Source organism: Pantoea sp. Cr_R13 (assembly GCF_029222565.1).
In the GTDB taxonomy this organism is placed as follows: Bacteria; Pseudomonadota; Gammaproteobacteria; order Enterobacterales; family Enterobacteriaceae; genus Pantoea; species Pantoea eucalypti.
In genome coordinates, this window is sequence record NZ_JARHXL010000019.1 from 367,330 (window position 1) to 391,717 (window position 24,388).

The following is a 24,388-nucleotide window of genomic DNA, read 5'->3' on the forward strand; positions in this document are numbered from 1 at the left end:
AGCTCTGTTTCACGGATAAACCAACTCTGTTTGCGCTTACCCACGCTGCCCAGGCCAAAAATGACAAGTGGATAACCCTTTGGATCTCATATGTTAGATAGCTTGCTTGTCATTTTATTGCTGATTGTAATCAGTGCCTTTTTCTCCCTGTCTGAGATCTCGCTGGCGGCCGCCCGTAAGATCAAACTGAAACTTCTGGCCGACGAAGGCAACGTCAATGCCCAGCGTGTGCTGAAAATGCAGGAAACGCCGGGCATGTTCTTCACCGTGGTGCAGATTGGCCTTAACGCTGTCGCCATCCTGGGCGGTATTGTCGGCGACGCGGCATTTTCACCGGTTTTCAGCGGCCTGTTTAACCGCTTTGTTTCGCCGGAACTGGCGGAACAGCTCAGCTTTATCTGTTCATTCACCATCGTTACCAGCCTGTTTATCCTGTTTGCCGACTTAACGCCAAAGCGGGTTGGCATGGTTGCACCGGAAACCATCGCGCTGCGCATCATCAATCCGATGCGTTTCTGCCTGTTAGTGATGCGTCCGCTGGTGTTTCTGTTTAATGGCCTGGCCAACGTCTTCTTCCGCATTTTCAAGCTGCCGATGGTGCGTAAAGATGACATCACCTCCGACGATATCTACGCGGTAGTGGAAGCCGGTGCGCTGGCGGGCGTTCTGCGCAAGCAGGAGCATGAGCTGATTGAAAACGTGTTTGAGCTGGAGTCACGTACCGTTCCCTCTTCAATGACCTCACGCGAGAATATTGTCTGGTTTGATCTGCACGAAGATGAGACCAGCCTCAAGACCAAAATCGCCCAGCATCCTCATTCGAAGTTTCTGGTCTGCAGCGGCGACATCGATCATATCGTTGGCTATGTCGACTCAAAAGAGCTGCTGCTGCGCGTACTCGGCAATCAGAGTATGGCGCTGAACAGCGGCCTGCAGATTCGCTCTGCGCTAATCGTGCCGGACACGCTGACGCTCTCAGAAGCGCTGGAAAGTTTTAAAACCGCTGGTGAAGATTTCGCGGTGATCATGAACGAATATGCGCTGGTCGTGGGCATCATTACGCTGAATGACGTCATGACCACACTGATGGGCGATCTGGTCGGTCAGGGCATGGAAGAGCAAATCGTGGCGCGCGATGAGAATTCATGGCTGGTTGAAGGCGGCACACCGATTGATGACGTGATGCGCGTGCTGGACATCGATGATTTCCCGCAGTCAGGCAACTACGAAACCATCGGCGGCTTTATGATGTATATGCTGCGTAAGATTCCAAAGCGTACCGATTTTGTGAAGTTTGCTGGCTATAAGTTCGAAGTGGTAGATATCGATAGCTACCGTATCGATCAGCTGCTGGTCACCCGCATTGATGAACGACCACCCGTGCTGAACCTGACCAAAACCGAAGAAGAGTAAATGACTCAGAGCGTATCCCGGCGGCTATTATTGTCACAACAGTCCTGGATACAGAGCGCGCGGAACAACCGGAACGTTTACGTAGCAGGTGGGGATTGTGGGCACCGTCCGTGTTCGGACAGGCAAAGGGAATAGCCTGATGGGTCATACACTAAGGGCGCCATCGGCGCCCTTGTTATTAGTTGAACTCAAGTTTGAGACGAACGACCTGGCGGTTAATTTCTGACATCACGCTCAGGTGCTGTTTGTCTTTGACGCGAGGGATTAATACTTTCCCTTTATCGAACTCGAACGCGCCCACGTCCTTGATATACAACCTTCCTTTGAACAGCGTTTTTACATATTTCGCTATTTGTAGCGGATTATAGCGCTGGAAGATCTTCATGCTGTTTAACTCCTGTACATTTTTAAGCACGCTTCGCCGTTTCCAAATTTGGTTCCAGCCCATGAAGCGCGAATTCGCGATAACTATAGAACACTAAAACTGACTGATGTTCCTAAAAGTGAATTTTTTTACTGAATTGACACATCATTACAGAACACTCTGTTATCAGGCTCACACAACACAGTATAAACCTTCATTGGTTAAGGAATTGTGGCGGCCATAACAAACCTGACACCTTTCCAGGACAGGCGCATCATCCCTGCTTACTATTGCAGTAAAATGACTGACTGGTCTGATCACCTAAGGAAATAGCAATGCGTATAACCCTGGCAGCTGTGGCGTTATCTCTATTGATACCGGCAGGCGCGATGGCTCATAACCTCAGACTGGATATGCGGGTACCGGCTGTAGGCGTGAATGACAAAGGCGAGCTGTTATTGCAACAGGAGAAGTTTAGCTACAAAAACTGGAATAGCGCGCAGCTCAGCGGAAAAGTTCGCGTGGTCCAGCATATTGCCGGTCGCTCATCTGCGAAAGAGATGAACGCGGCACTGGTAGAAGCGATCAAAGCCGCGAAGCTGCCGCATGATCGCTATCAGACCACCACCATCGTGAATACCGATGATGCGATTCCGGGCACCGGCATGTTTGTGCGCAGCAGCGTCGAGACCAACAAGCAGCAATATCCCTGGTCGCAGTTTGTCGTAGACAGCAAAGGCAACGTGCAGCACAGCTGGCAGTTACAGCCTGGAGGTTCCGCCATCGTCGTGCTGGATAAGCAGGGCAACGTGAAGTTTGTGAAGGATGGATCGCTGACGCAGGACGAAGTGACAAAAGTTATCGCGCTGGTCAACTCACTGCTGAAAGAGTAATGCTGGACTCCCGGCAGCGAGAGAATCGCTCGCCAGGAGTTAATGCTCAGACCGTCTTAAAAGAGCGAAACGCGGAAGCCGGGATTCAGGAAGGATTCGCGCGGCGCATAGTCCAGGGTTTTGCCCTGCCAGTCATGTACATGCGCACCCGCGGCCATCGCCACGGCATGACCCGCGCCGGTATCCCAGATGTTGGTTGGCCCGAAACGGGGATAGAGCTGAGCTTTACCTTCTGCCACCAGACAGAATTTCAGTGAGGAGCCGGTCGCAACGGTCTGATGCTCACCCAACTGCTTCAGGTACTCTTTCATCTCGTCGTCGTCACCATGTGAGCGGCTGACTACGACCAGCGGAGGACGCGCGTCACGGACATGAATCTGTTCGCGATGATCGCCCTCTTCTTTCCACGCTTTACCCTCTGCCGCGGAATACATTACGCCCAGCACTGGCGCATAGACTACGCCCATCACCGGCTTGCCCGCTTCAATCAGCGCAATATTGACGGTAAATTCACCGTTACGCTTGATGAACTCTTTGGTGCCATCCAGCGGATCAACCAGCCAGTAGCGTTGCCAGTGCTGACGGACTTCCCAGGCGGGTGGATCTTCTTCTGAAAGTACCGGTATCTCAGGCGATAGCTGTTTCAGCCCCTTCATGATGACTTCATGCGCCGCGATATCCGCAGCGGTCACCGGCGAATCGTCCGATTTGTGAGAAACGTCAAGCGGCGCGGCACCGTTATAGACCTGCATAATCGCGTCGCCAGCTTCGCGTGCCAGTTGGCAGATTTGCTCTAACATTTTTCACCTCGTTTTTGTCTGTCTGCTGCAGGATCAGCCCATCTTCAGATAGTGACATTTTAGCAGTTCCGCCTGACTAGCCTGTTCACTGGTCCGGCGGCAATTCAATTTATAGATATATCAATACCATAGTTATGTGCTTATCGCCATGCTGGCGCCAGTGAGCCTTTATCGTATAAGAATGAGCCGCAGGCCGATGCATCAAAACGTTATACCCATCACGATTTAAAATGACTATCTGTCATGCTTTTACATTATTTTGAGAGCCTGAATTTAATTTGCAGCAGGAGCAAGCATGTTTAAGCCCGGAATGATGTTACTGGCCCTGAGCGTTTCCGTCGCCACCCAGGCCGCGACGGTGGATTTGCGCGTACTGGAAACCACCGATCTGCACAGCAATATGATGGATTTCGACTACTACAAAGATACGCCAACCGAGAAATTTGGTCTGGTGCGAACCGCCACGCTGATTCACGCCGCCCGGCAGGAGGTGAAGAACAGCCTGCTGGTTGATAACGGCGACATCATTCAGGGCAGCCCACTGGGCGACTACATGGCGGCTAAAGGGCTGCGTGAGGGTGAAATTCATCCGGTCTACAAGGCGCTCAATACGCTGGATTACGCTGTCGGCAACCTCGGTAACCATGAATTCAATTATGGTCTGCCCTACCTGAAAAAAGCGCTGGCGGGTGCGCGCTTCCCTTATGTGAACGCCAACGTGATTGATGTGAAGAGCGGCAAACCGCTATTTACCCCTTACCTCATCAAATCCACTACGGTGGTTGATCGCGAGGGCAAATCGCAGACCCTGAAAATTGGCTATATCGGCTTTGTGCCGCCGCAGATCATGGTGTGGGATAAAGCCAATCTGCAGGGCAAGGTACGGGTGGATGACATCACCGAAACAGCTCGCCGCTATGTGCCTGAGATGCGCGCGCAGGGTGCCGATCTGATTATTGCTATCCCTCACTCCGGCCTGAGCAGCGAGCCGTATCACGCAATGGCAGAAAACTCGGTTTACTACCTCAGCCAGGTGGAAGGTATTAACGCCATCCTGTTTGGTCATGCGCATGCCATCTTCCCCAGCAAGGAGTTTGCTGGCATCAAAGGCGCAGACATTGCTAACGGCACGCTGAACGGGATTCCGGCGGTGATGCCAGGCATGTGGGGCGATCATCTTGGCGTGGTCGATCTGGTGATGAACAATGAGGGCGGACGCTGGCAGGTGAGCAGCGGCAAAGCAGAGGCGCGACCCATCTACGACACTACCGCGAAGAAATCGCTGGCGGCGGAAGATCCGGCACTGGTGAAAGTGCTGGCTGACGATCACCGCGCCACGCGGGAGTTTGTGGCGAAGCCCATCGGCAAGTCCGCTGACGTAATGTACAGCTATCTGTCGCTGGTACAGGACGATCCAACGGTGCAGATCGTCAATAATGCGCAGCGCGCTTATGTGGAGCATTTCATTCAGGGCGATCCGGATCTGGGCCATTTGCCGGTGCTCTCTGCTGCCGCGCCGTTTAAAGCGGGCGGACGTAAAAACGATCCTGCCAGCTATGTCGAAGTGGAGAAAGGTGCCCTGACCTTCCGTAATGCGGCCGATCTCTATCTCTATCCCAATACACTGGTCGTGATGAAAGTCACGGGTGCGCAGGTGAAAGAGTGGCTGGAATGCTCAGCAGGCCAGTTTAACCAGATCGATCCGCACAGCAGCAAAACGCAGTCGCTGATTAACTGGGATTTCCGCACCTATAACTTCGATGTGATTGATGGGGTCAATTATCAGATTGATGTGACCCAGCCCGCGCGTTATGACGCAGAGTGTCAGTTGATCCATCCTGACGCCTCACGCATCCGTCAGCTTACCTGGCAGGGTAAACCCATCGATCCGCAGGCTCTCTTCCTGGTGGCGACCAATAACTATCGCGCCTATGGCGGCAAGTTTGCCGGAACCGGAGATAAGTACATCGCCTTTGCCTCACCAGATGAGAACCGTTCGGTAGTAGCAGCCTATATCAGTGCGGAAACTAAAGCGCATGGCGCAGTTCAGCCGAAGGCGGACAATAACTGGCGTCTGGCAGCGATTACCTCATCCACTCCGCTCGATATTCAGTTTGAAACGGCACCGGGCGATAAGGCGACCGGATTTATTAAGCAGCATGCGCAATATCCGCTTCAGCCCAAAGGAACAGATGCGATTGGCTTTGCGCTGTGGCAGGTGAATTTACAGCAGAAATAAGGCGGGAGAAAACGCTGCAACCGGGGTGGTTGCAGCGTCTTATATTACAGGATTTCCAGCAGCTCAACTTCGAAGAGCAGCGTGCTGAATGGTGGGATAGAGGCACCCGCACCGCGCTCGCCATACGCGAGGTTCTGTGGGATCACCAGTTCCCATTTGGAGCCAACCGGCATCAGCGTCAGCGCTTCAATCCAGCCAGGGATAACACCGCTCACCGGGAATTCTGCCGGTTCGCCACGGGCAACTGAGCTGTCGAACACGGTGCCGTCGATCAGTTTGCCGGTGTAGTGAACGCGTACACGATCCTGACGTGATGGGATTGGACCTTCACCCTGAGTAATCACGCTGAACTGCAGGCCTGATTCGGTGCTGCTCACGCCTTCACGCTGCGCATGTTCCTGCAGGAATGCCTGACCTTCTGCGGCCATAGCTTCGGTACGTTCACGACGCACGCCTTCCGCGCGTTCGTGCACTTCACGCAGTGCGCGATGAACCACATCAACCGGTACGGCCGGCGAGTTCCCTTCCAGCGCGTCGCGCAGACCCGCGAGCAGTGCTTCTGGTTGCAGACCCTGCAGACCAGATTCCAGCAACTGCTGGCCAACCTGTAAACCAATACCGTAACTTGCTTGTGCTTCGACGCTGTCGAAAGAAGGGGTAGTCATCTTCGTTCCTTTCACTCTCGGATAAATTCGAACCGGCAGCATAGCAGCGCAGGCCGCTGGCGTAAAATGCCCTGCGTCGCAGATGACTTTTGCTGATGAAAGAGAAACAATAGCCACGTCAAATTTATCAATGCTGGCAGGCACTTCGCGCCGGTATTGCCCATACTATAACTATTGATGGGGATCACCTCATCTGTAGCACCTGAATAAGAGAGCAAACATGGGCCAGATTGCCCCACGCCGCCGCAGGATGCGTGCAAAACAAATGGTATCCCGGCTGCAGACCTGGCTGGCCGCACGCAGGCTACAGCAGACTGCCGGAGAGGAGGAAACCCGAATGGCTTCAGACACGTCATCCCGCCTGCCGACATGGCTTCAGCGTATCTGGCATTTTACCGACCATATTCGCTGGATGGACCCGCTGCCTGCGCCGCACCGTCGTGGCATTGTGGCGGCACTGCTGGTGATGCTGGTGGCGTTTCTCTGGCCCACCAGTACCCTGCGCTATCCGGTCGAGCAGTCTTCGCCTTCTGCGGAGAAAGAGGTGCCGATGCAGGCGGATATTTATGATAACAACCGTGCCCGTCAGCCTACATCCTCAGCGTCTCAGCAGACGCCAAAAGCTGATTCTCAGGGCGAATGGCGCAATATGACCATTGCGTCTGGTCAGACGCTGGCGCAGCTGTTTCGTGACAACAGTCTGCCGGTCAATGATGTGTTTGCGATGGCGCGGGTGGAAGGCAGTGACCAGCCGCTCAGCTCACTGAAAAGTGGTCAGCAGGTGAAAATCCGTCAGGATGCGCAGGGTGTGGTAACCGGTCTGACCGTTGATGGCGCAAATGGCCCGGTGCTGTTTACGCGTCAGCCAGATGGCAGCTTTATACGCGCGCAGTAACGCCAAAAGCGGTCTATTGAAAGGCATAAAAACAAAAACGCCGGCACAAGGCCGGCGTTGATGTCGTGCTCAGTTAATAAAATTAACCAGCAACAACTTTCACGTTCAGTTTAGCGAAGACTTCGCTGTGAACCTGGAAGCTTACTTCATGCTCACCGGTAGTGCGCAGAACGCCGTTCGGCAGACGAACTTCGCTCTTAGCGACTTCAACGCCAGCTGCAGTAACTGCATCAGCGATGTCGCGGGTACCGATTGAACCGAACAGTTTACCTTCATCGCCCGCTTTAGACGTGATGGTTACAGTGCCCAGTGCATTGATTTTCTCAGCGCGTGCAGTTGCTGCAGACTGAACGTCAGCCAGTTTGGCTTCCAGTTCAGCACGGCGTGCTTCGAAGAACTCAACGTTTTTCTTGGTAGCAGGAACAGCTTTGCCCTGTGGTACCAGGAAGTTACGAGCATAGCCCGCTTTAACGTTAACCTGATCACCCAGGGTGCCAAGGTTTGCTACTTTATCAAGCAGAATAACTTGCATTACCTTATCCTCTTAAAGTCGTTAATGGACAGTTGCCGATTACTGATGACGATCAGTGTACGGCAGCAGAGACAGGTAACGCGCACGCTTGATGCAGCGAGCCAACTGACGCTGGTATTTTGCACGAGTACCGGTGATACGGCTCGGGACAATTTTACCGCTTTCGGTAATGTAGTTTTTCAACGTTGCGATGTCTTTGTAATCGATCTCAACAACGCCTTCCGCGGTGAAACGGCAGAACTTGCGACGACGGAAATAACGTGCCATTAGGCTAGTCTCCAGAATCTATCAATTCAATCTGCTCGGCATGGAACACCACTTTGCTCTGGCCATTTCGTGCCTGATGGCAACTAATGAAACCGTCGAGTGTGAGTTGCGTGCCGACCGTTATATGTTGAGTAATCACCTGATGGGCGCTGCCGCTAATAATAACAGGCATACGACACCAGGCTTGCCGGTGAAACCCGGCCTCCTCCTGCACTGAGCGGTGCTCAAGCACAAACTGACAGTGAGGAATTCCTGACGGGCTAACTCTTCGAACCGGTGTCTTGCACACAGTGCCAGACAGGCGAAGTCGATTGACCGTCACGATGGATTACTCTTCAGAATCCCCAGCATCTGACTCATCAGCGGATTCGTTAGCAAAATCTTCGCGGCGATCACGACGCTCATCTTTCGCTTTAACCATCGGCGATGCTTCAGTTACCGCGTTTTTAACGCGCATAACCATGCTACGGATAACGGCGTCGTTGAAGCGGAAGTTCGTTTCCAGCTCATCGATCGCTTCCTGCGGCGCTTCAACGTTCATCAGAACGTAATGCGCTTTGTGCAGTTTGTTGATCGGGTAAGCCAGCTGACGGCGGCCCCAGTCTTCCAGACGGTGAATCGTGCCTTCAGCACCAGTGATAGCACCAGTGTAACGCTCGATCATGCCAGGAACCTGTTCGCTCTGGTCAGGATGAACCATAAATACGATTTCGTAATGACGCATCGAAATTGCTCCTTACGGATTATTCAGCCTCCTGTCGGGGTCAACCGCGGCCCATGGAAGCAAGGAACGTTATAGGCTGTGTCCCACAAAGGTTCGCTATGACGAGCCTTTGTGGGACACAGCCTGAGAATGCGGCTGAAAAATTGACGCGTAATCATACCGGCGAAGGTGCCTGAACTCAAGCGCACATTTAAACAAATCGCAGGCGTCGTGCCAGATATCGGCGCTTTTTGTGCTAATGACGTAAATACAGCGGGTTGGGCTGCGAAGGTTCAAAAATGCTGACAAAGAGGTTCAGGTGGATGTTCTGGCGATAATTTACTCAGTCGCTAAACTGATTAGAGACGTTACGGTTCGCTTAGTGGCGTCGCGCAGAGTGTGTTCCCTGAAGTGAGGAGTCGGGCATGAAAACGTTCGTCATCGCCACTTTACTGGGTCTCTTCCTGTCTCCACCCGCTCTTGCCAGCCATGCTGACTGTGCGCAGCAGATGAGAAGTCACAGCAGCGAAGCGGCATCGGGTTATGTTTACGTTAACCGGCTGGATACGCCGGAAAGAAACCCGGTTAATGCGCCTGCCAGCGCAGCAGAAAAAGCGTCTGCTTTCTGGTAAGCGCTGGTAACTTTACGGGCGGCAGAGTCCTTCTCCGCCCGTTCATTATTTATAGCTGCTGTTTAAAAAAGCTGACCAGCGCCGTTAATGCAGAGGGCGTGATCTTATGCCCGATCTGTTTTTCCGACAGTGAGGTCAGATGCTGCGCCAGTCCATTGTCACGCAGCGCCCTCTCCAGCCGGACACTCTCCGCCCAGGGCACAACCTCATCCGCTTCGCCATGCCACAACAGTAGCGGACGGTTAGCCAGTGCCTCCAGATGGTTGCAGGGATCATAGTCCGTCAGGGGAGCCATACGGGCCGCAAACTGCGATTTCTGCTCCGGCGTATCAACCACCAGCGGTGGAAACAGCGATTCGCTCAGTTGCATAAAATAGCCCGATCCCATCATACAGGCGACGCTCTGGATCTGCGGATAACGCGCCATCGCGCCCAGTGCCGTCATGCCACCCATCGACGCACCCGCCACTGCGAAACGCCTGTCAGCGATCAGATTGTCTCTACGCAGCGCAGCCTCCAGCAATGGCAGCTCATCAATGTTCTGTTTCAGAATCTCCCAGAAGCGGCCCAGGCGTGTATTGGCATCACCGTGGTAACGCGCGCCGTGCAGCTCCGCATCCGGCATCACCGCCCGAAACCCCGCCTGTGCCAGCGCCACGGCGAAATAGGCGTAGACCTCTTTTGAGGAGGTAAAGCCGTGATAAAACAGCACGGTTGGCAGTGGCTGATGCCGTTGTCCGGCAGGCGTGGCGTGCAGGCATTCGATACCGGCCAGTGTTTCTGTAGTGAGTTCAATCATGGTCTCTCCTGAGAGGCAGCAAGTCATGCCGATCAAGTCTGTGTTCTGCGGGTTGATTTGCGAAATCACCCGCTCCGCTTAGCTGTCTAACTTCTCCCTAAACTTTTCCCCAGCTCTGCCGTTGATCGTGTATTCCCCTAACTTGATCAAAGGTAATTTATGAAGCGTCTCTCTCTCAGCGGACTGAGTCTCGGAGTTAAGCTGTCTGTACTGACGTCTCTCAGCGTTGCACTTCTGTTGCTGGTACTGACACTAACTCAAAGCCACAACGCCTCGCGCCAGCTGGAAAATCTCGCCATCGATGACATGCACAACCAGGTGCAGGGCATCAGTGAAATGGCCACTATGTTTAATGCCACCCTCACCGAAGAGGTGGCTCACTATACCGATCTGTTTACCAGCTTCCTGCCTAAGCGCTTTAGCGTGGATGAAAGCTCGCGGGTGCAGGTTGGTGCCTTTTCGACGCCAGTGCTGCGTGCCGGGTTGAAAACACTGAATCTCGATCAAACTGCCGTAGACGATTTCACCGAGCGCACCGCCGCCGTGGCGACCATTTTCGTGCGCGATGGCGATGATTTTGTCCGTGTTTCAACCTCGCTGAAAAAAGAGGATGGCAGTCGCGCAATCGGTACGCAGCTTGACCGCACCGGTGCGGCCTGGAAACGTGTTCACCAGGGCGAAGTCTACCGCGGGCTGGCGATGCTGTTTGGCCATCGCTATATCACACAGTATCAGCCGGTAAAAGATGAGAGTGGTAAAGTCGTTGCCATTCTGTTCGTCGGTGTGGGTATTGATAAACAGTATGCGCTGATGCGAGAAAAAATCCTGGCGCGCAAGCTGGGTGATAGCGGTCATTTCTTCGTGCTCAACGGCACGCCCGGTAAAACGCAGGGAGCGTATCTGTTCGATCAGCACGACCAAGGAAAACGCCCCGCCTGGGATGATGCAACGCTGAAACCGCTGCTGACGCAGCCGAAGGGTATGCAGCAGGTGGAGATCAACGGTGAGATGCAGATTCTGGCCTGGGAGCAATTGCCGGACTGGAACTGGGTGATTACCGGCGAAGTTAACCGCGACAGCCTGCTTGCGCCGATTACGCATAGTCGTAACCTGTTCCTGATTACCGGACTGGTTCTGGTAATCGTCTTTGCGCTGGGCTTTGTCTGGTACAGCCGTCGGGCCATTACCCGTCCGCTGCAGCAGGTGATTCATCTGGCGGAGCAGTATGCTGCCGGCAACCTGCAGGTCCATATGGATACGCATCGTCGCGACGAGGTTGGCCAGCTGATCATTGCAATTAACGGCATTGGCGATGGCCTGGAGAAAATTGTCGGCCAGGTGCGCGGCGCAGCGCAGGAGATCAGCGACGGCACGGACACCATCGCGGCCAGCAGCCATAACATCAGCGAGCAGATCGGGCGTCAGGCCAGCAGCGTCGAGCAGACCTCTGCCAGCATGGAGCAGTTTGGTGCCACGGTTGAACACACCGCCGAAAGCCTGCGTCAGGCGATGTCACTGGTGGCCGAAGCCAGCAATATCGTCAGTCACGGCAGCAAAACCGTGGTGCGCTCTGTCAATACCATGTCAGCCATTAAGGTTTCATCGCAAAGCATTGCGGATATCACGCATGTGATTGAGTCGATCGCCTTCCAGACCAATATCCTGGCGCTGAATGCTGCGGTTGAAGCGGCGCGTGCTGGCGAACAGGGCCGGGGTTTTGCCGTGGTGGCCGCCGAGGTGCGCGCGCTGGCTCAGCGTTCCGCGCAAGCCGCTAAAGAGATCGACGGACTGATTGCGACCTCTATCAGCAACGTGGCAGAGGGCCATCAGCTCTCTGAGCAGACGCGCGATGCAATGACCGACATTGTGACGCACATTGAGCAGGTGCAGGCGCTGATGGGCGAGATCAACGTGGCGGCGCAGGAGCAGGCGGCAGGTATCGGTCAGGTTAATATTGCGATGAACCAGATCAGTCAGGCGACGCACCAGAACAGCGAACTGGTGGCACAGGCGGAAAACAGCGCGCAAAACCTGAGTGATAAAGGGCACCACCTGACCCAGCTGGTCAGCGTATTCAGCCTGAAATCCTGACGTCTTTCAGGACGATGACGTACACTCATTGTCTCGTCCTGAAAAAGGGTTTTGCTATGCGTTCTGCTTATTTACTGGTGTTCAGTCTGCTGCTGGCAGGCTGTTCAGCGTTTGACACCACGCCAAAAGCCCCGCCTGCGCCAACTCAACAGGCACAGGAGATTTCACGGGCGCAGAGTGGCGGTTTGCCGAAGCTGGGCAATATTACCGTTAACGTACACGGCTCACCTGATGATGCCCAGCGTGCCGTTGCCGCCCAGGCCAATCAGGCCGGAGCCGCTTACTATCAGATCGTGATGGTGAGCGAAACGGTCATGCCGGGCTTCTGGTACGCCAGTGCGATTCTGTACGGCGCATCACCTGCCACAGGCACGATCCAGTAAACGATCGGTCATCGCGGCCTCAAGCGGGCGCGACCCACGCTGGTCGAGCCACTGCTGGCACCATGCATCCGCCAGCGGAGGTTCGGCATATTTCAGTAGCTGTGCACCCATTGCCAGCAGCAGCAGCGTGCGGGTAACCTCACGCGCCTGCTCTTCAGGAACGTGGCTCAGCCTCAGACGCAGCTGACGCCAGCGCGTATCAAAATGGCGGTTACTCCCTTTCACTGCTTCAAATTCCTGACTTAGCATCGCCGTAACCTCTGCCTGACGGGCAAGCACGCGCAGCACATCAAGACACATCACGTTGCCCGATCCTTCCCAGATGCTATTGACCGGCATGTCACGATAGAGGCGCGGGAGCTCACTGGCTTCGCAATAGCCGATCCCTCCCAGCACCTCCATCGACTCCGCGACGAACGGCGCACCCGCTTTGCAGATCTCATATTTTGCCGCAGGCGTAAACAGGCGGGCAAAGGTGACTTCATGCGGTTTTGCCGGTTGTGACCAGGCGCGCGCCAGACGCATCAGCAGTGCAGTTTGCCCCTCCAGCTGCAATGCCTGCTGAGCCAGAACCTGACGCATCAGCGGCTGCTCCACCAGATTCTTCCCCATTACCTGACGCTGATGGGCATGCGAGATGGCTACCGAGAAAGCGCGGCGCATCTGACCGTGACTGCCAAGGGCGCAGTCGAAACGCGTCATGCCGCCCATCTTCAGGATCAGCCGCACGCCTTCGCCCTCCTCACCCAGCAGCCAGCCAGTCGCGTCGCGAAACTCCACTTCACAGCTGGCATTGGAACGATTGCCCAGCTTATCTTTTAGCCGCTCCAGCTGGATGGCATTGCGTGACCCATCGGGTAATAGCCGCGGCAGGAAGAAACAGCTTAATCCGGCAGGCGTCTGAGCCAGCACCAGATGCGCATCACTCTGTGGCACGGAGAAAAACCATTTATGGCCCGTCAGGCGGTAGGCTTCACCTGCGCCACGCGCGCCCAGCGGTTCAGCGTGGGTGGTGCTGGTGAGCAGATCGCTGCCGCCCTGCTTTTCCGTCATACCCATTCCGATTAGCAGACCCCGCTTCTGGTCGCCGGGCTGTGCATGGGTGTCGTAGCGATCACTGAGCAGCGGATCGAGCCAGCCTTCAAAGGCGGCCGGCAGATAAGTCTGTAGCAGGGGAATGGCCGCGTGTGTCATGGTCACCGGGCAGAGCGTGCCCGCTTCAACCTGCGCATGCAGTATAAAGCGCGCAGCGCGCGCCACGCTGGCCTGTTCACGAACCGTGGGCTGCCAGCTCAGGTTGTGCAGGCGACTGGCGCAGACACCCTGCATCAGCAGATGCCAGGCGGGATGGAAACGAACTTCATCCATGCGTTCGCCACGGGCGTCGTAGCGCAGCAGTTCAGGCGGCTCTGCATTGGCGAGTCGGCCCAGCTCCAGAGACTCGGCGCTGCCCAGCTGACGGCCTACCGATGCCAGCCATTCCCGATCCCATCCGGCACCTTCGCGTGACAGTGCCTCGCCAAGCGGCGTATCAGAAAGAAACAGATTGCTGTTGCTCAGAGGATGAGGCTGATTAAAAACGGTGTGTGTTGTCCAGGTCATAACGGCTCCTCGCGGATGTCACTCAGTAAGTATACCCGTCGTCTTTCAGGCTACATTTTTGTTGGCTGCGTTCACTCACCCGAATCACTTACTCATGTAAGCTCATCGGGATTCGTTCTCTTGCCGCCTCAATGCAACCCGAAATTCTTTGGGTATATACGAATGACGCGCAGTTATGCCTGGTACAAAAACTAATTTGTGGCGAGGATCACATTGGGGATCAGGCGTTGCGCTGACGCACTGCTTCAAACAGGCAGACGCCGGTGGCGACCGAGACATTCAGCGAAGAGACGCTGCCCGCCATCGGAATGCTGATCAGCTCATCGCAATGCTCACGGGTCAGACGACGCATGCCTTCCCCTTCTGCGCCCATCACCAGCGCCATCGGGCCGGTCATTTTGCTCTGGAAGACGGTATGGTCCGCTTCACCTGCGGTGCCAACGACCCAGATGTTATATTCCTGCAGCAGACGCAGAGTACGCGCCAGGTTGGTGACGCGGATCAACGGCACATTCTCTGCCGCGCCACTGGCCACTTTTTTAGCGGTGGCGTTCAGGGGAGCCGAACGATCTTTTGGCACGATGATCGCGTGAACACCGGCAGCATCGGCGCTGCGCAGGCAGGCACCCAGGTTATGGGGATCGGTGACACCATCCAGCACCAGCAGGAACGGTTTGTCCAGGCTCTGCAAAAGATCCGGCAGATCGCCTTCCTGATACTGACGGCCCGGTTTCACCCGGGCTACGATACCCTGATGCACACCGCCTTCAACCTGGCTGTCGAGCCACTTGCGCTCAGCCAGCTGAATAACAATCCCCTGAGCTTCCAGCGCGGCGACCACGGGTTGCAGGCGACGATCGTCGCGGCCTTTGAGGATAAAGACTTCCTGGAAACGTTGTGGGTCACGTTCCAGCAACGCCTGCACGGCATGGATACCAAAAATAATTTCGCTCATCGATCTGCTCAGTGTTTGGAAATGAATAAATGACCGCCCTTTCTCAGGAGAAAGGGCGGGTGCGCGCATCAGTCAGGCTGCGCCTTTTTTCTGGCGCGCTTCGCCCGGGTGGCGGCGGCGATTTTACGGGTTTTTTCCGAGACATTTTTACTTTTATTCGCGGAATCCGCAGCGGCGGGCTTGCCTTTATCACCCCGGAACGCAGAATCCGGCTCGAAGTTAGACTTCTTGCTCGCATTGCGACGGCGTTTCGTTGGGGCGTTATCGTCACGTTTTGCCCGGTCACGCGCGGTTTTACCTTCACCACGTACCTGACGCTGGCTGGAGATCAGAGCAAAGTCGATTTTACGCTCGTCCATGTGTACCGCTTCAACACGCACTTCAACCGTGTCACCCAGACGATAGGTGCGACCGCCCGATTCACCAATCAGACGCTGACCGACCGGATCAAAACGGTAGTAATCGTTGTCGAGCGTCGAAACGTGCACCAGACCGTCGATGAACAGATCGCTTAAGCGGACAAAGAAGCCAAATCCGGTGACGCTGGAGATGACGCCGTTGAAGACATTGCCAACCTGATCCTGCATGAAGTCACACTTCAGCCAGTCCGCGACGTCGCGGGTCGCTTCATCCGCACGGCGCTCGGTCAGGGAGCAGTGCAGACCCAGCTGTAGCATCTCCGGCATCTCGTAGTGATAGCCGCCGGTTGCCGTGGTGAGATCTTTGGCATTTTTATCTTTAGGCATCAGGTACTTGATGGCACGTTGTACTAGTCCCTTGCCTTCACCCTGCTCTTTCGCCAGCAGATACTTGATAGCGCGGTGCAGCGTCAGATCCGGGTAGCGGCGAATCGGCGAAGTAAAGTGCGCATACGACGAAAGTGCCAGACCAAAGTGACCGCGGTTTTCCGGATCGTAAACGGCCTGCTTCATCGAACGCAGCAGCATGGTTTGCAGCATTTCCGCATCAGGACGATCAGCAACCTGCTTCAGCAGCGCCGCATAATCAACCGGCTGCGGTTTATTGCCGCCAGGCAGCGTCAGTCCCAGCTCATTAAGCACGGTACGGAAGCTCTTGATGCTCTCGTCGGTCGGGCGATCGTGATCGCGGAACAGTGCCGGTTCCTGATTTTTCTCAACGAAGCGTGCCGAGGCGATGTTCGCCAGGATCATGCACTCTTCAATCAGTTTGTGGGCGTCGTTACGTGATGCACGCTCAACACGTTCGATACGGCGCTCGGCGTTGAAGATGAACTTCGCCTCTTCCGTTTCAAACGAGATGCCGCCACGCTCTTCACGGGCAGCTTCCAGCGCATGATAGAGGTTATTCAGCTCTTCGAGGTCTTTGACCAGCGGTGCATACTGCTGACGCAGCTCTTTGTCGCCCTGCAGGATGTTCCAGACTTTGTTATAGGTCAGACGCGCATGGGAATTCATCACCGCTTCGTAGTGCTTAAAGCCTGTCAGCTTGCCCTTGGTCGAAATGGTCATCTCACACACCATACAGAGACGATCGACCTGCGGGTTAAGCGAACATAAGCCATTCGACAGCACTTCCGGCAGCATAGGGACAACCTGCGACGGGAAGTAAACTGAGGTGCCGCGCTGATGCGCTTCGTCATCCAGTGGCGTGCCAGGACGGACGTAGTAACTCACGTCGGCAATCGCCACCCACAGACGCCATCCGCCACCGCGCTTCTTCTCACAGTAGACAGCATCATCAAAGTCACGGGCATCTTCACCATCGATGGTGACCAGCGGCAGTTTACGCAGATCGACGCGGCCTTTTTTGGCCTCTTCCGGCACTTCTTCTTTCAGTTTACTGATCTGCGCTTCCACTTCTGGCGGCCAGGTGTGCGGAATTTCATGGGTACGCAGCGCCATATCCACGGCCAGGCTGGTGCCCATGTCATCGCCCAGAATCTCAGCGATTTTACCGATCGCCTTGCTGCGACGGTTCGGACGCTGGACCAGCTCAACCACCACCACGGAACCCATACGGGCATTCATCGTCTCTTCAGGCGGGATGAGAATATCAAAACTCAGGCGACTGTCGTCCGGTACCACAAAACCTGCGCCGGCGTCGGTAAAGTAACGGCCAACGATCTGATTGTTGCGGGGTTCCTGCACGCGAACCACACGCGCTTCGCGGCGGCCTTTGCGATCGGCACCCAGCGGCTGCGCCAGGATCACGTCACCGTGCATACAGAATTTCATCTGTTCTGCGGAGAGGTAAAGGTCATCTTTCTGGCCTTCTGCCCGCAGGAAGCCGTAGCCATCACGATGGCCAATGACTTTACCGCGCAGGAGATCAAGACGTTCTGGCAGGGCATAACACTGACGGCGGGTGAACACCAGCTGACCATCACGCTCCATAGCGCGAAGGCGGCGACGCAGCGCCTCAAGGTGCTCTTCTTCCTGCAGATTCATCTCTTCAGCCAGCTCTTCACGGCTGGCCGGTTTTTCACGTTTTTCTAGCAGAGCCAGAATAAATTCACGGCTCGGAATAGGGTTTTCGTATTTTTCAGCTTCTCTATCCTGAAAGGGATCTTTTGACATAGCGGTTCCTCCGATGTCATTTAATATTTATTGCCACTGGCGATCTGGACAAGATGATCTCATAAAGTGGTGTATTGCCTTCGACCAGGTCTGCCAGGGTATAGTTATCCAGCTCCTGCAAAAATCGCTGCACTGCATCATGTAATGCCTGCTTCAGACGACAGGCTGGCGTGATGGAACAGGAGGCGCAATCAACCAGTTGTAGTGGCTCCATCTTACGTACCACGTCGCCAATGACAATCTGACGCGCTGGCATACCCAAACGAATGCCGCCGTTTTTACCACGCGTGGCGGCGACATAGCCCGCCCGGCTCAGCTGATTGATGATTTTGACCATATGATTGCGGGACAAACCATAGGTGTTTGTCACTTCTGTAATATTGGTCTGCTGACCTTCAGGCAACGATGCCAGATAAATCAGGGCGCGTAAGCCATAATCAGTAAAACTCGTGAGCTGCACAGTAACCTCGGTGAACCTTCAGGCGTGCCATTAGGTTATTCGCCTTACGATTGATGTCAGGATTGAATCGGATCGCCATTCGATTAACTACGATGATAAACCAGAGTCTGATCAGCCGTGCGTTTTTTTAAGCCAGCACGAGGTTTGACAAGCGAAGGGAGATTAAGTGGCATCTGAGAGTGGAAAAACAAGGGCCGGACAGTGTCCGGCCTGAATGATTATGCGTCAAACGGGTCGCGCAGAATCATCGTTTCACTACGATCGGGACCGGTTGAGATGATATCAATCGGCACACCTGTTACCTCTTCAACACGCTTGATGTAATCACGCGCGGCCTGAGGCAAACCTTCCAGCGTCTTCACGCCAAACGTTGTCTCGCTCCAGCCTGGCAGGGTCTCGTAAACCGGCTCAATACCTTCCCAGTTCTCTGCCGCCAGTGGCGTGGTGGTCACTTCGCGACCATCAGGCATACGGTAAGCCACACAGATTTTCACCTCTTTCAGGCCATCCAGCACGTCCAGCTTGGTCATGCAGAAACCTGACAGAGAGTTGATCTGAACCGCGCGGCGAACCGCTACTGCATCCAGCCAGCCGGTACGGCGGCGGCGACCGGTGGTCGCACCAAACTCATTACCCTGCGCACAGAGGAATTCGCCGGTTTCGTCGAACAGTTCGGTCGGGAACGGGCCTGCACCAACACGAGTTGAGTAAGCTTTCACAATACCCAGAACGTAGTCGACATAACGCGGACCAATGCCGGAACCGGTTGCAACACCACCTGCGGTCGTGTTGGATGAGGTCACGTACGGATAAGTCCCATGATCGATATCCAGCAGCGTACCCTGCGCACCTTCGAACATAATCAGATCGCCACGCTTACGCGCGACATCCAGCAGTTCAGAGACGTCAACCACCATGCCAGTCAGGATGTCAGCGACTTCCATCACATCACTCAGCACTTTATCGAAGTCGACTGCCGGCTCTTTGTAGTACTCCACCAGCTGGAAGTTGTAGAAATCGACGACTTCTTTCAGTTTGGCGGCAAATGTTTCTTTATTAAACAGGTCGCTGACGCGCAGTGCACGACGGGCAACTTTATCTTCATAAGCAGGACCGATGCCACGGCCAGTCGTACCAATCGCTTTGGCACCACGGGCACGTTCACGCGCCATATCCATCGCAACATGATATTGCAGGATCAGCGGACAGGCTTCAGAAATCAGCAGACGCTCGCGTACCGGAATTCCGCGCGCTTCCAGGCCTTTCATCTCTTTCATTAAGGCTTCAGGAGAGAGCACTACGCCGTTACCAATGATGCTGGTCACGTTATCGCGCAGAATGCCAGAAGGGATCAGGTGGAGGACGGTTTTTTCACCGTTGATGACAAGCGTGTGGCCCGCATTGTGGCCGCCTTGATAACGCACAACGTAATTCGCGCGCTCAGTCAGAAGGTCTACAATCTTACCTTTACCTTCGTCACCCCATTGGGTGCCCAGTACGACGACGTTCTTACCCATTTCTCAAAATCACCGATTGCTTAAAAAAGGATTCTACCATCTGATCCTATGCTTTTCAGCACTTTTAGCATACGATTGCGCGCTTTTTTGCCTGCGTTTTGATCACTACAACATATTGGGGATAACGGCGCAAAGAGGCACAATTTAGCCGATCTTCTCCCGGTTTACAGGTTGCCGTGCAGACTCAGCATGCAATAGATCACCATGCCAGCCACCACCAGTCCGCCACCAAAGCGGTGCAGCAGGCGATCGGGTAAACGGGTCATCGTCAGGATCATGCGTCGCCAGGCGCGTGGCATAAACATCGGTCCCAACCCTTCCAGCACTAATACCAGCGCCAGTGCCATCCAGATGCTCGTTTTCATTCTGATACCCAAAAAAAAGGCCGACAACATTGTCGGCCTACAGGTTATATCAGTTCTTAACGTGTCGCGTTAGAGGGCGCCTTCATATATCGGAAGAAGTCGCTATCCGGGCTTAACACCATCACATCCTGATTTTCACTGAAGCTGTTTTCATAGGCGCGCAGGCTACGAATAAACGCGTAGAAGTCAGGATCTTTGCTGAACGCATCGGCAAACAACCGCGCCGTTTCCGCATCACCATCACCACGTGTAATCAGCGCTTCACGCTGGGCTTCAGCCAGAGTACGTGTAACCTGATAGTCGGCCTGAGCACGCAGTTTTTCAGCCTCTTCCTGACCCTGAGAACGCTGACTACGTGCTACCGCTTCACGCTCGGCACGCATACGGTTGAAGATCGCATCGGAAACCTCAGTCGGCAGGTTGATCTGCTTGATGCGCACATCCATCACCTGAATACCTAATGCCGCCATACTGTTCGGATTGGGTGCCGGCTCGCTGCTGTTGGTTTCACGCTCTACACGGGCCGCTGCACTGGCAATGGCGTCATCGGCCGCAGGGGTTGCGATTTCATCATCGCTGCCAGCAGAACCGGTGTTCAGCGCGTCACGGACATCCGTCGTCAGGCGACCACGTGAGTCCGTTACGATATCTTTCACATCCAGACGGCCCATTTCAGAACGCAAGCGGTCACTGAACTTACGTTTCAGCAGCACTTCCGCCTGAGAGACATCGCCGCCGCCGGTAGCCAGGTAGTAGCGACTGAAGTCGCTAATACGCCACTTGATGTAAGAGTCGACGATCAGATCTTTCTTCTCTTTAGTGACAAAGCGATCGGCCTGGTTATCCATAGTCTGAATGCGCGCATCCAGCGTTTTAACCGTTTCCAGGAATGGGATCTTGAAATGCAGGCCCGGCGCAAACACCTGCGGTTTGTTTTCACCATCGCGCAGGACTTTGCCGAAGCGCAGAACAATGCCTCGCTCCCCTTCCTGCACCACAAACAGCGACGCATAGAGCGCCACCAGCACGACAATGATCAAAAATACTATTGGCTTACGCATCGATTACTCTCTCCCTTCGCGCTGGCTGTCGCTGCGCTGAGCATTGGCCCGACGCTGATCCATGATGTTGTCCGGACTGTATGACGACGTGTCATTGCGGCTGGCGCCGCGATCGGAGATAGCCGGCAGCGAAGAACTGTTACTGCCCTTCTGACCGCTCTGGCCCGGTGCAGCCTGGGTGCCACGCATCAGTTGATCCAGCGGCAGAACCATCAGGTTATTACCCCGATCGTTAACCAGGACTTTGCGGGTATGGCTCAGCACACGTTCCATCGTCTCGATATAAAGACGCTCTTTGGTGATTTCAGGTGCGGCTTTATATTCAGGCAGAATCTTGGCGAAACGCGCCACTTCACCCTGCGCTTCCAGAACGGTACGCTCTTTGTACGCGCGCGCCTCTTCCAGAATACGTTGCGCGCGACCATTTGCACGAGGCTGAACTTCATTAGCGTAGGCTTCAGCTTCACGAACATACTGCTCACGGTTTTCGCGTGCGGCAATGGCGTCATCAAACGCAGACTTCACCTCTTCCGGCGGACGTGCAGCCTGGAAGTTGACGTCGAGCACCGCGATACCCATGTTATAAGGACGAATCGTCTCGTCAATTTCACGCTGCGTTTCGCTACGCACTACGGTACGGCCTTCGGTCAGAATGCGGTCCATGGTCGAACGACCAATCACGCCGCGCAGCGCGCTGTCAGTTGCCTGACGCAGGCTGTCGTCCGCGCTGGTGACCGCATAAAGATAACGTTCCGGATCGGTCACGCGGTACTGCACGTTCATTTCGACACGCACAACGTTCTCGTCCGAGGTCAGCATGACACCTGAAGCCGCCAGTTCACGGACTGATTCAACGTTAACCGCACGAACCTGATCAATGAATGTAGGTTTCCAGTTCAGGCCGGGTTCGACCAGGTGACTGAACTTACCGAAACGCGTCACTACGCCACGCTCCGCTTCTTTGATGGTGTAGAAACCGCTTGCAGCCCAGATGACTACAGCAGCAACAGCCACGATGCCAACAATTTTGCCACCGCTGCCGGAGCCGCGTTGACCGTTGTCGCTCTGTTTGCCACCGCCCAGTCCACCAAGCTTCTTGCTCAGCTTACGGAAGATATCATCCAGATCAGGAGGCCCGGATTCCCGTCCTCCCTTATTCCCCCCAGAGTTGCCGCCTTGATTATTGCTGCTTCCCCACGGGTCGCGGTCCTGTCCGTTATTTCCGGGCTGATTCCACGCCATGTCTCTACTCCATTTATTGTAATTACGGTTTTTACCCTTCATCTTTCGGATTGCAGCGGTGTTGGCTGCCTTCGCTCATCCCGGCTACGTACAGCAGTAAGCAGCCGGGGATTCACTCAGTTGCCGCCTTGCTGAAATCCGAAATACCCGGGTAAATCCTGCGTATCTGGCCTGCAACGAAAATGCGACAATCTTCAATTTTTGAGGTAAGTGCGTCGGGCAATATCAAACGATATAACTGGTCAGCGACGGTTCCTGCTTACATAAACGCATCCATTCAATGATGGGCATACGTATCTGCAATCCTACACTGCCGTCTTCTTCATTCCACTCTTTCTCAATCGCCTGCAACTGATAGAAACGGCTACGAAGCCGCCCCGCTTCCGGTGGCAGACGTAACGCATGCTGGGCAATTTCACCCGCCAGACGTTCAGAGAGCGCCTGCCATAGCAGCGGAATACCCACACCGGTCTGAGCGGAGAGCCAGACGCGAATGGGCAGATTCTCTTCGTTACGATCGATGCGCGGTTCAAAACCGTCAAGCATATCGATTTTATTCATTACCAGTAACGTCGGGATTTCATCCGCTTCAATCTCTTCCAGTACGGCATCAACAGCGGCGATATTTTCTGTCACGCGCAGGTCAGCGCCATCAATCACGTGCATTAACAGCGTCGCCTGACGCGTCTCCTGCAGTGTGGCTTTAAAAGCGGCAACCAGATCGTGAGGAAGATGGCGAATAAAGCCGACCGTGTCTGCCAGCACCACATCTCCGACATCGGCAACATTCAGGCGGCGCAGTGTGGGATCAAGGGTCGCAAACAGCTGGTCTGCGGCAAAGACGTTGGCAGAAGTCATGGCGTTAAAGAGGGTCGACTTGCCGGCGTTGGTATAACCCACCAGCGAAACCGTTGGCACATCCGCTTTGGCACGAGACTGACGTCCCTGCTCACGCTGTTTTTCAACCCGCTCAAGACGAGACAAAATCTGACTGATTCGTCCGCGCAGCAGTCGTCGGTCTGTTTCTAACTGTGTTTCACCCGGACCACGCAAGCCGATCCCGCCTTTCTGGCGTTCAAGGTGAGTCCAGCCACGTACCAGACGTGTCGCAAGATGGCGTAACTGTGCCAGCTCAACCTGCAATTTACCTTCGTGGGTACGTGCACGCTGGGCGAAGATATCCAGAATTAAACCAGTGCGATCAATGACGCGGCATTCGCACAGGCGCTCAAGGTTTCTTTCCTGAGCGGGCGTAAGGGCATGATCGAATAACACGACCGATGCTCCAGTTGTTTTTACCGCATCGGCAATTTCAACGGCCTTTCCTTCACCGACAAAATACTTGGGGTGCGGCGCTTTACGGCTGCCAGTAACCACTTGCAGCGCCTCAACGCCAGCAGAAGAAACCAGGGTTTCAAACTCCTGTAAATCTTCTACTTCTTTGTCTTGGGAGAACCAGATGTGTACCAGTACGGCCTGCTCACCGGCTTCATAACGGTCAAACAAGCTATAACCTCGCTAAATAAAGACCAGGACGGAAAACGTTTGTCTTCCGTGCCTGGCTGTACGATGACGCGTTATTCTGCGCTATCACCGTCTTGTTGTGGCTGTGGCTGCGCAGTTGTGTTGCTGCCGCCCTGATGATAATTGTTGCTGCCGCCGCCGCCGGTATTATTGCTATGGTGAGAAACCGGGCGCGAAGGAACAACGGTAGAAATGGCATGCTTATAAACCATCTGACTTACCGTGTTTTTCAACAAAATGACGAACTGATCAAATGACTCAATCTGACCCTGCAGCTTAATACCGTTAACCAGATAAATCGAAACCGGAACACGTTCACGACGCAGTGCGTTCAAAAACGGGTCTTGTAATGATTGCCCCTTAGCCATTCTATCTTTTCCTTATATGCTTGTTGTTTGTTGCTAGTAGAACCTATGGTTCGAAAAATA

At 54.6% G+C, this 24,388-nt stretch carries 25 protein-coding genes; 7 read left to right on the top strand and 18 right to left on the bottom strand.

Going from position 1 to position 24,388, the window contains the following annotated elements:
* The first annotated feature begins 90 nt into the window (after nt 1-90).
* Nucleotides 91-1,413, top strand: coding sequence for a hemolysin family protein (locus P2R09_RS21215; RefSeq protein ID WP_008925787.1), 1,323 nt, complete (start codon nt 91-93; stop codon nt 1,411-1,413).
* Nucleotides 1,414-1,591: 178 nt separating this feature from the next.
* On the opposite strand, the gene P2R09_RS21220 is transcribed toward P2R09_RS21215, so the two are convergent.
* Nucleotides 1,592-1,798 carry a DUF1107 domain-containing protein gene (locus P2R09_RS21220; protein ID WP_003855513.1) on the bottom strand — a complete coding sequence of 69 codons (207 nt, stop codon included), beginning with the start codon at nt 1,796-1,798 and terminating at the stop codon, nt 1,592-1,594.
* Nucleotides 1,799-2,112: 314 nt separating this feature from the next.
* Here P2R09_RS21220 and P2R09_RS21225 point away from each other — a divergent pair, with 314 nt between their 5' ends.
* Nucleotides 2,113-2,670 (top strand): YtfJ family protein, encoded by a 558-nt coding sequence (locus P2R09_RS21225; RefSeq protein WP_275772607.1) that lies wholly within the window; start codon nt 2,113-2,115, stop codon nt 2,668-2,670.
* A gap of 56 nt (nt 2,671-2,726) precedes the next feature.
* Here the strand turns inward: P2R09_RS21225 and cysQ are convergent, their stop codons facing one another.
* Nucleotides 2,727-3,470 carry a 3'(2'),5'-bisphosphate nucleotidase CysQ gene (gene cysQ, locus P2R09_RS21230; protein ID WP_275772609.1) on the bottom strand — a complete coding sequence of 248 codons (744 nt, stop codon included), beginning with the start codon at nt 3,468-3,470 and terminating at the stop codon, nt 2,727-2,729.
* 295 nt (nt 3,471-3,765) lie between these two features.
* Here cysQ and P2R09_RS21235 point away from each other — a divergent pair, with 295 nt between their 5' ends.
* A complete protein-coding gene (locus P2R09_RS21235) occupies nt 3,766-5,709 on the top strand; it encodes a bifunctional 2',3'-cyclic-nucleotide 2'-phosphodiesterase/3'-nucleotidase (RefSeq protein ID WP_275772611.1) in 1,944 nt (647 codons plus the stop codon).
* 44 nt (nt 5,710-5,753) lie between these two features.
* Here P2R09_RS21235 and fklB read toward each other — a convergent pair whose 3' ends face one another.
* On the bottom strand, nt 5,754-6,374 hold the full coding sequence (fklB, locus tag P2R09_RS21240) for an FKBP-type peptidyl-prolyl cis-trans isomerase (RefSeq protein WP_003855508.1): 621 nt from the start codon (nt 6,372-6,374) through the stop codon (nt 5,754-5,756).
* A 220-nt stretch (nt 6,375-6,594) separates the two neighbouring features.
* Here fklB and P2R09_RS21245 point away from each other — a divergent pair, with 220 nt between their 5' ends.
* Entirely contained in the window at nt 6,595-7,269 is a 675-nt protein-coding gene (locus P2R09_RS21245; RefSeq protein WP_275772614.1) for a LysM-like peptidoglycan-binding domain-containing protein, read from the top strand.
* Nucleotides 7,270-7,351: 82 nt separating this feature from the next.
* Here P2R09_RS21245 and rplI read toward each other — a convergent pair whose 3' ends face one another.
* The 4 genes from rplI to rpsF are packed head-to-tail and all read right to left on the bottom strand — an operon-like array spanning nt 7,352 to nt 8,792.
* The gene (gene rplI, locus P2R09_RS21250) at nt 7,352-7,801 is read right to left on the bottom strand and encodes a 50S ribosomal protein L9 (RefSeq protein WP_003855506.1); all 450 of its coding nucleotides are present in this window, start codon (nt 7,799-7,801) and stop codon (nt 7,352-7,354) included.
* 39 nt (nt 7,802-7,840) lie between these two features.
* Nucleotides 7,841-8,068, bottom strand: coding sequence for a 30S ribosomal protein S18 (gene rpsR / locus P2R09_RS21255; RefSeq protein ID WP_002210155.1), 228 nt, complete (start codon nt 8,066-8,068; stop codon nt 7,841-7,843).
* Between the two features lie 4 nt (nt 8,069-8,072).
* Nucleotides 8,073-8,390 carry a primosomal replication protein N gene (gene priB / locus P2R09_RS21260; protein WP_010256154.1) on the bottom strand — a complete coding sequence of 106 codons (318 nt, stop codon included), beginning with the start codon at nt 8,388-8,390 and terminating at the stop codon, nt 8,073-8,075.
* Nucleotides 8,391-8,396: 6 nt separating this feature from the next.
* Nucleotides 8,397-8,792: a 30S ribosomal protein S6 gene (rpsF, locus tag P2R09_RS21265; RefSeq protein WP_003855334.1), complete on the bottom strand. Its 396-nt coding sequence runs from the start codon at nt 8,790-8,792 to the stop codon at nt 8,397-8,399.
* A gap of 404 nt (nt 8,793-9,196) precedes the next feature.
* Here rpsF and P2R09_RS21270 point away from each other — a divergent pair, with 404 nt between their 5' ends.
* On the top strand, nt 9,197-9,403 hold the full coding sequence (locus P2R09_RS21270) for a hypothetical protein (protein WP_003855333.1): 207 nt from the start codon (nt 9,197-9,199) through the stop codon (nt 9,401-9,403).
* Between the two features lie 49 nt (nt 9,404-9,452).
* On the opposite strand, the gene yjfP is transcribed toward P2R09_RS21270, so the two are convergent.
* A complete protein-coding gene (yjfP, locus tag P2R09_RS21275) occupies nt 9,453-10,202 on the bottom strand; it encodes an esterase (RefSeq protein ID WP_275772773.1) in 750 nt (249 codons plus the stop codon).
* 159 nt (nt 10,203-10,361) lie between these two features.
* On the opposite strand from yjfP, the gene P2R09_RS21280 reads away from it, so the two are divergent.
* Together P2R09_RS21280 and bsmA are read left to right on the top strand one after the other, a co-directional pair.
* Nucleotides 10,362-12,293, top strand: a complete 1,932-nt coding sequence (locus tag P2R09_RS21280) for a methyl-accepting chemotaxis protein (protein WP_275772774.1) — start codon at nt 10,362-10,364, stop codon at nt 12,291-12,293.
* A 56-nt stretch (nt 12,294-12,349) separates the two neighbouring features.
* Nucleotides 12,350-12,676: a biofilm peroxide resistance protein BsmA gene (bsmA, locus tag P2R09_RS21285; protein WP_275772776.1), complete on the top strand. Its 327-nt coding sequence runs from the start codon at nt 12,350-12,352 to the stop codon at nt 12,674-12,676.
* Here bsmA and P2R09_RS21290 read toward each other — a convergent pair.
* From P2R09_RS21290 to hfq, 10 genes are all read right to left on the bottom strand, one after another.
* A complete protein-coding gene (locus P2R09_RS21290; RefSeq protein ID WP_275772778.1) occupies nt 12,650-14,278 on the bottom strand; it encodes an isovaleryl-CoA dehydrogenase in 1,629 nt (542 codons plus the stop codon). The two genes, bsmA and P2R09_RS21290, sit on opposite strands and share 27 nt — an antisense overlap.
* Nucleotides 14,279-14,498: 220 nt before the next feature.
* Nucleotides 14,499-15,233: a 23S rRNA (guanosine(2251)-2'-O)-methyltransferase RlmB gene (gene rlmB, locus P2R09_RS21295; protein WP_003855328.1), complete on the bottom strand. Its 735-nt coding sequence runs from the start codon at nt 15,231-15,233 to the stop codon at nt 14,499-14,501.
* Nucleotides 15,234-15,301: 68 nt separating this feature from the next.
* Entirely contained in the window at nt 15,302-17,791 is a 2,490-nt protein-coding gene (rnr, locus tag P2R09_RS21300; RefSeq protein ID WP_003855326.1) for a ribonuclease R, read from the bottom strand.
* Nucleotides 17,792-17,807: 16 nt separating this feature from the next.
* Entirely contained in the window at nt 17,808-18,251 is a 444-nt protein-coding gene (nsrR, locus tag P2R09_RS21305) for a nitric oxide-sensing transcriptional repressor NsrR (RefSeq protein WP_003855325.1), read from the bottom strand.
* A 218-nt stretch (nt 18,252-18,469) separates the two neighbouring features.
* Entirely contained in the window at nt 18,470-19,768 is a 1,299-nt protein-coding gene (locus tag P2R09_RS21310) for an adenylosuccinate synthase (protein WP_008925795.1), read from the bottom strand.
* 164 nt (nt 19,769-19,932) lie between these two features.
* The gene (locus P2R09_RS21315) at nt 19,933-20,133 is read right to left on the bottom strand and encodes a DUF2065 domain-containing protein (RefSeq protein WP_010256126.1); all 201 of its coding nucleotides are present in this window, start codon (nt 20,131-20,133) and stop codon (nt 19,933-19,935) included.
* A 56-nt stretch (nt 20,134-20,189) separates the two neighbouring features.
* A complete protein-coding gene (gene hflC / locus P2R09_RS21320; RefSeq protein WP_003855319.1) occupies nt 20,190-21,194 on the bottom strand; it encodes a protease modulator HflC in 1,005 nt (334 codons plus the stop codon).
* Nucleotides 21,195-21,197: 3 nt separating this feature from the next.
* A complete protein-coding gene (gene hflK, locus P2R09_RS21325; RefSeq protein WP_275772781.1) occupies nt 21,198-22,436 on the bottom strand; it encodes an FtsH protease activity modulator HflK in 1,239 nt (412 codons plus the stop codon).
* Between the two features lie 225 nt (nt 22,437-22,661).
* Nucleotides 22,662-23,942, bottom strand: a complete 1,281-nt coding sequence (gene hflX / locus P2R09_RS21330) for a ribosome rescue GTPase HflX (RefSeq protein WP_003855317.1) — start codon at nt 23,940-23,942, stop codon at nt 22,662-22,664.
* Nucleotides 23,943-24,013: 71 nt separating this feature from the next.
* The gene (gene hfq / locus P2R09_RS21335) at nt 24,014-24,328 is read right to left on the bottom strand and encodes an RNA chaperone Hfq (protein ID WP_003855314.1); all 315 of its coding nucleotides are present in this window, start codon (nt 24,326-24,328) and stop codon (nt 24,014-24,016) included.
* Between the last annotated feature and the right edge of the window lie 60 nt (nt 24,329-24,388).

Bases quoted from the DNA above. Each gene is read 5' to 3' on its own strand.
- hfq (WP_003855314.1), bottom strand. From the start codon at position 24,328: ATGGCTAAGGGGCAATCATTACAAGACCCGTTTTTGAACGCACTGCGT.
- rplI (WP_003855506.1), bottom strand. From the start codon at position 7,801: ATGCAAGTTATTCTGCTTGATAAAGTAGCAAACCTTGGCACCCTGGGT.
- P2R09_RS21270 (WP_003855333.1), top strand. From the start codon at position 9,197: ATGAAAACGTTCGTCATCGCCACTTTACTGGGTCTCTTCCTGTCTCCA.
- P2R09_RS21235 (WP_275772611.1), top strand. From the start codon at position 3,766: ATGTTTAAGCCCGGAATGATGTTACTGGCCCTGAGCGTTTCCGTCGCC.
- hflC (WP_003855319.1), bottom strand. From the start codon at position 21,194: ATGCGTAAGCCAATAGTATTTTTGATCATTGTCGTGCTGGTGGCGCTC.
- bsmA (WP_275772776.1), top strand. From the start codon at position 12,350: ATGCGTTCTGCTTATTTACTGGTGTTCAGTCTGCTGCTGGCAGGCTGT.
- fklB (WP_003855508.1), bottom strand. From the start codon at position 6,374: ATGACTACCCCTTCTTTCGACAGCGTCGAAGCACAAGCAAGTTACGGT.
- P2R09_RS21220 (WP_003855513.1), bottom strand. From the start codon at position 1,798: ATGAAGATCTTCCAGCGCTATAATCCGCTACAAATAGCGAAATATGTA.
- P2R09_RS21315 (WP_010256126.1), bottom strand. From the start codon at position 20,133: ATGAAAACGAGCATCTGGATGGCACTGGCGCTGGTATTAGTGCTGGAA.
- yjfP (WP_275772773.1), bottom strand. From the start codon at position 10,202: ATGATTGAACTCACTACAGAAACACTGGCCGGTATCGAATGCCTGCAC.
- rlmB (WP_003855328.1), bottom strand. From the start codon at position 15,233: ATGAGCGAAATTATTTTTGGTATCCATGCCGTGCAGGCGTTGCTGGAA.
- cysQ (WP_275772609.1), bottom strand. From the start codon at position 3,470: ATGTTAGAGCAAATCTGCCAACTGGCACGCGAAGCTGGCGACGCGATT.
- rnr (WP_003855326.1), bottom strand. From the start codon at position 17,791: ATGTCAAAAGATCCCTTTCAGGATAGAGAAGCTGAAAAATACGAAAAC.
- rpsR (WP_002210155.1), bottom strand. From the start codon at position 8,068: ATGGCACGTTATTTCCGTCGTCGCAAGTTCTGCCGTTTCACCGCGGAA.
- rpsF (WP_003855334.1), bottom strand. From the start codon at position 8,792: ATGCGTCATTACGAAATCGTATTTATGGTTCATCCTGACCAGAGCGAA.
- P2R09_RS21310 (WP_008925795.1), bottom strand. From the start codon at position 19,768: ATGGGTAAGAACGTCGTCGTACTGGGCACCCAATGGGGTGACGAAGGT.
- P2R09_RS21245 (WP_275772614.1), top strand. From the start codon at position 6,595: ATGGGCCAGATTGCCCCACGCCGCCGCAGGATGCGTGCAAAACAAATG.
- P2R09_RS21280 (WP_275772774.1), top strand. From the start codon at position 10,362: ATGAAGCGTCTCTCTCTCAGCGGACTGAGTCTCGGAGTTAAGCTGTCT.
- P2R09_RS21225 (WP_275772607.1), top strand. From the start codon at position 2,113: ATGCGTATAACCCTGGCAGCTGTGGCGTTATCTCTATTGATACCGGCA.
- hflK (WP_275772781.1), bottom strand. From the start codon at position 22,436: ATGGCGTGGAATCAGCCCGGAAATAACGGACAGGACCGCGACCCGTGG.
- P2R09_RS21215 (WP_008925787.1), top strand. From the start codon at position 91: ATGTTAGATAGCTTGCTTGTCATTTTATTGCTGATTGTAATCAGTGCC.
- P2R09_RS21290 (WP_275772778.1), bottom strand. From the start codon at position 14,278: ATGACCTGGACAACACACACCGTTTTTAATCAGCCTCATCCTCTGAGC.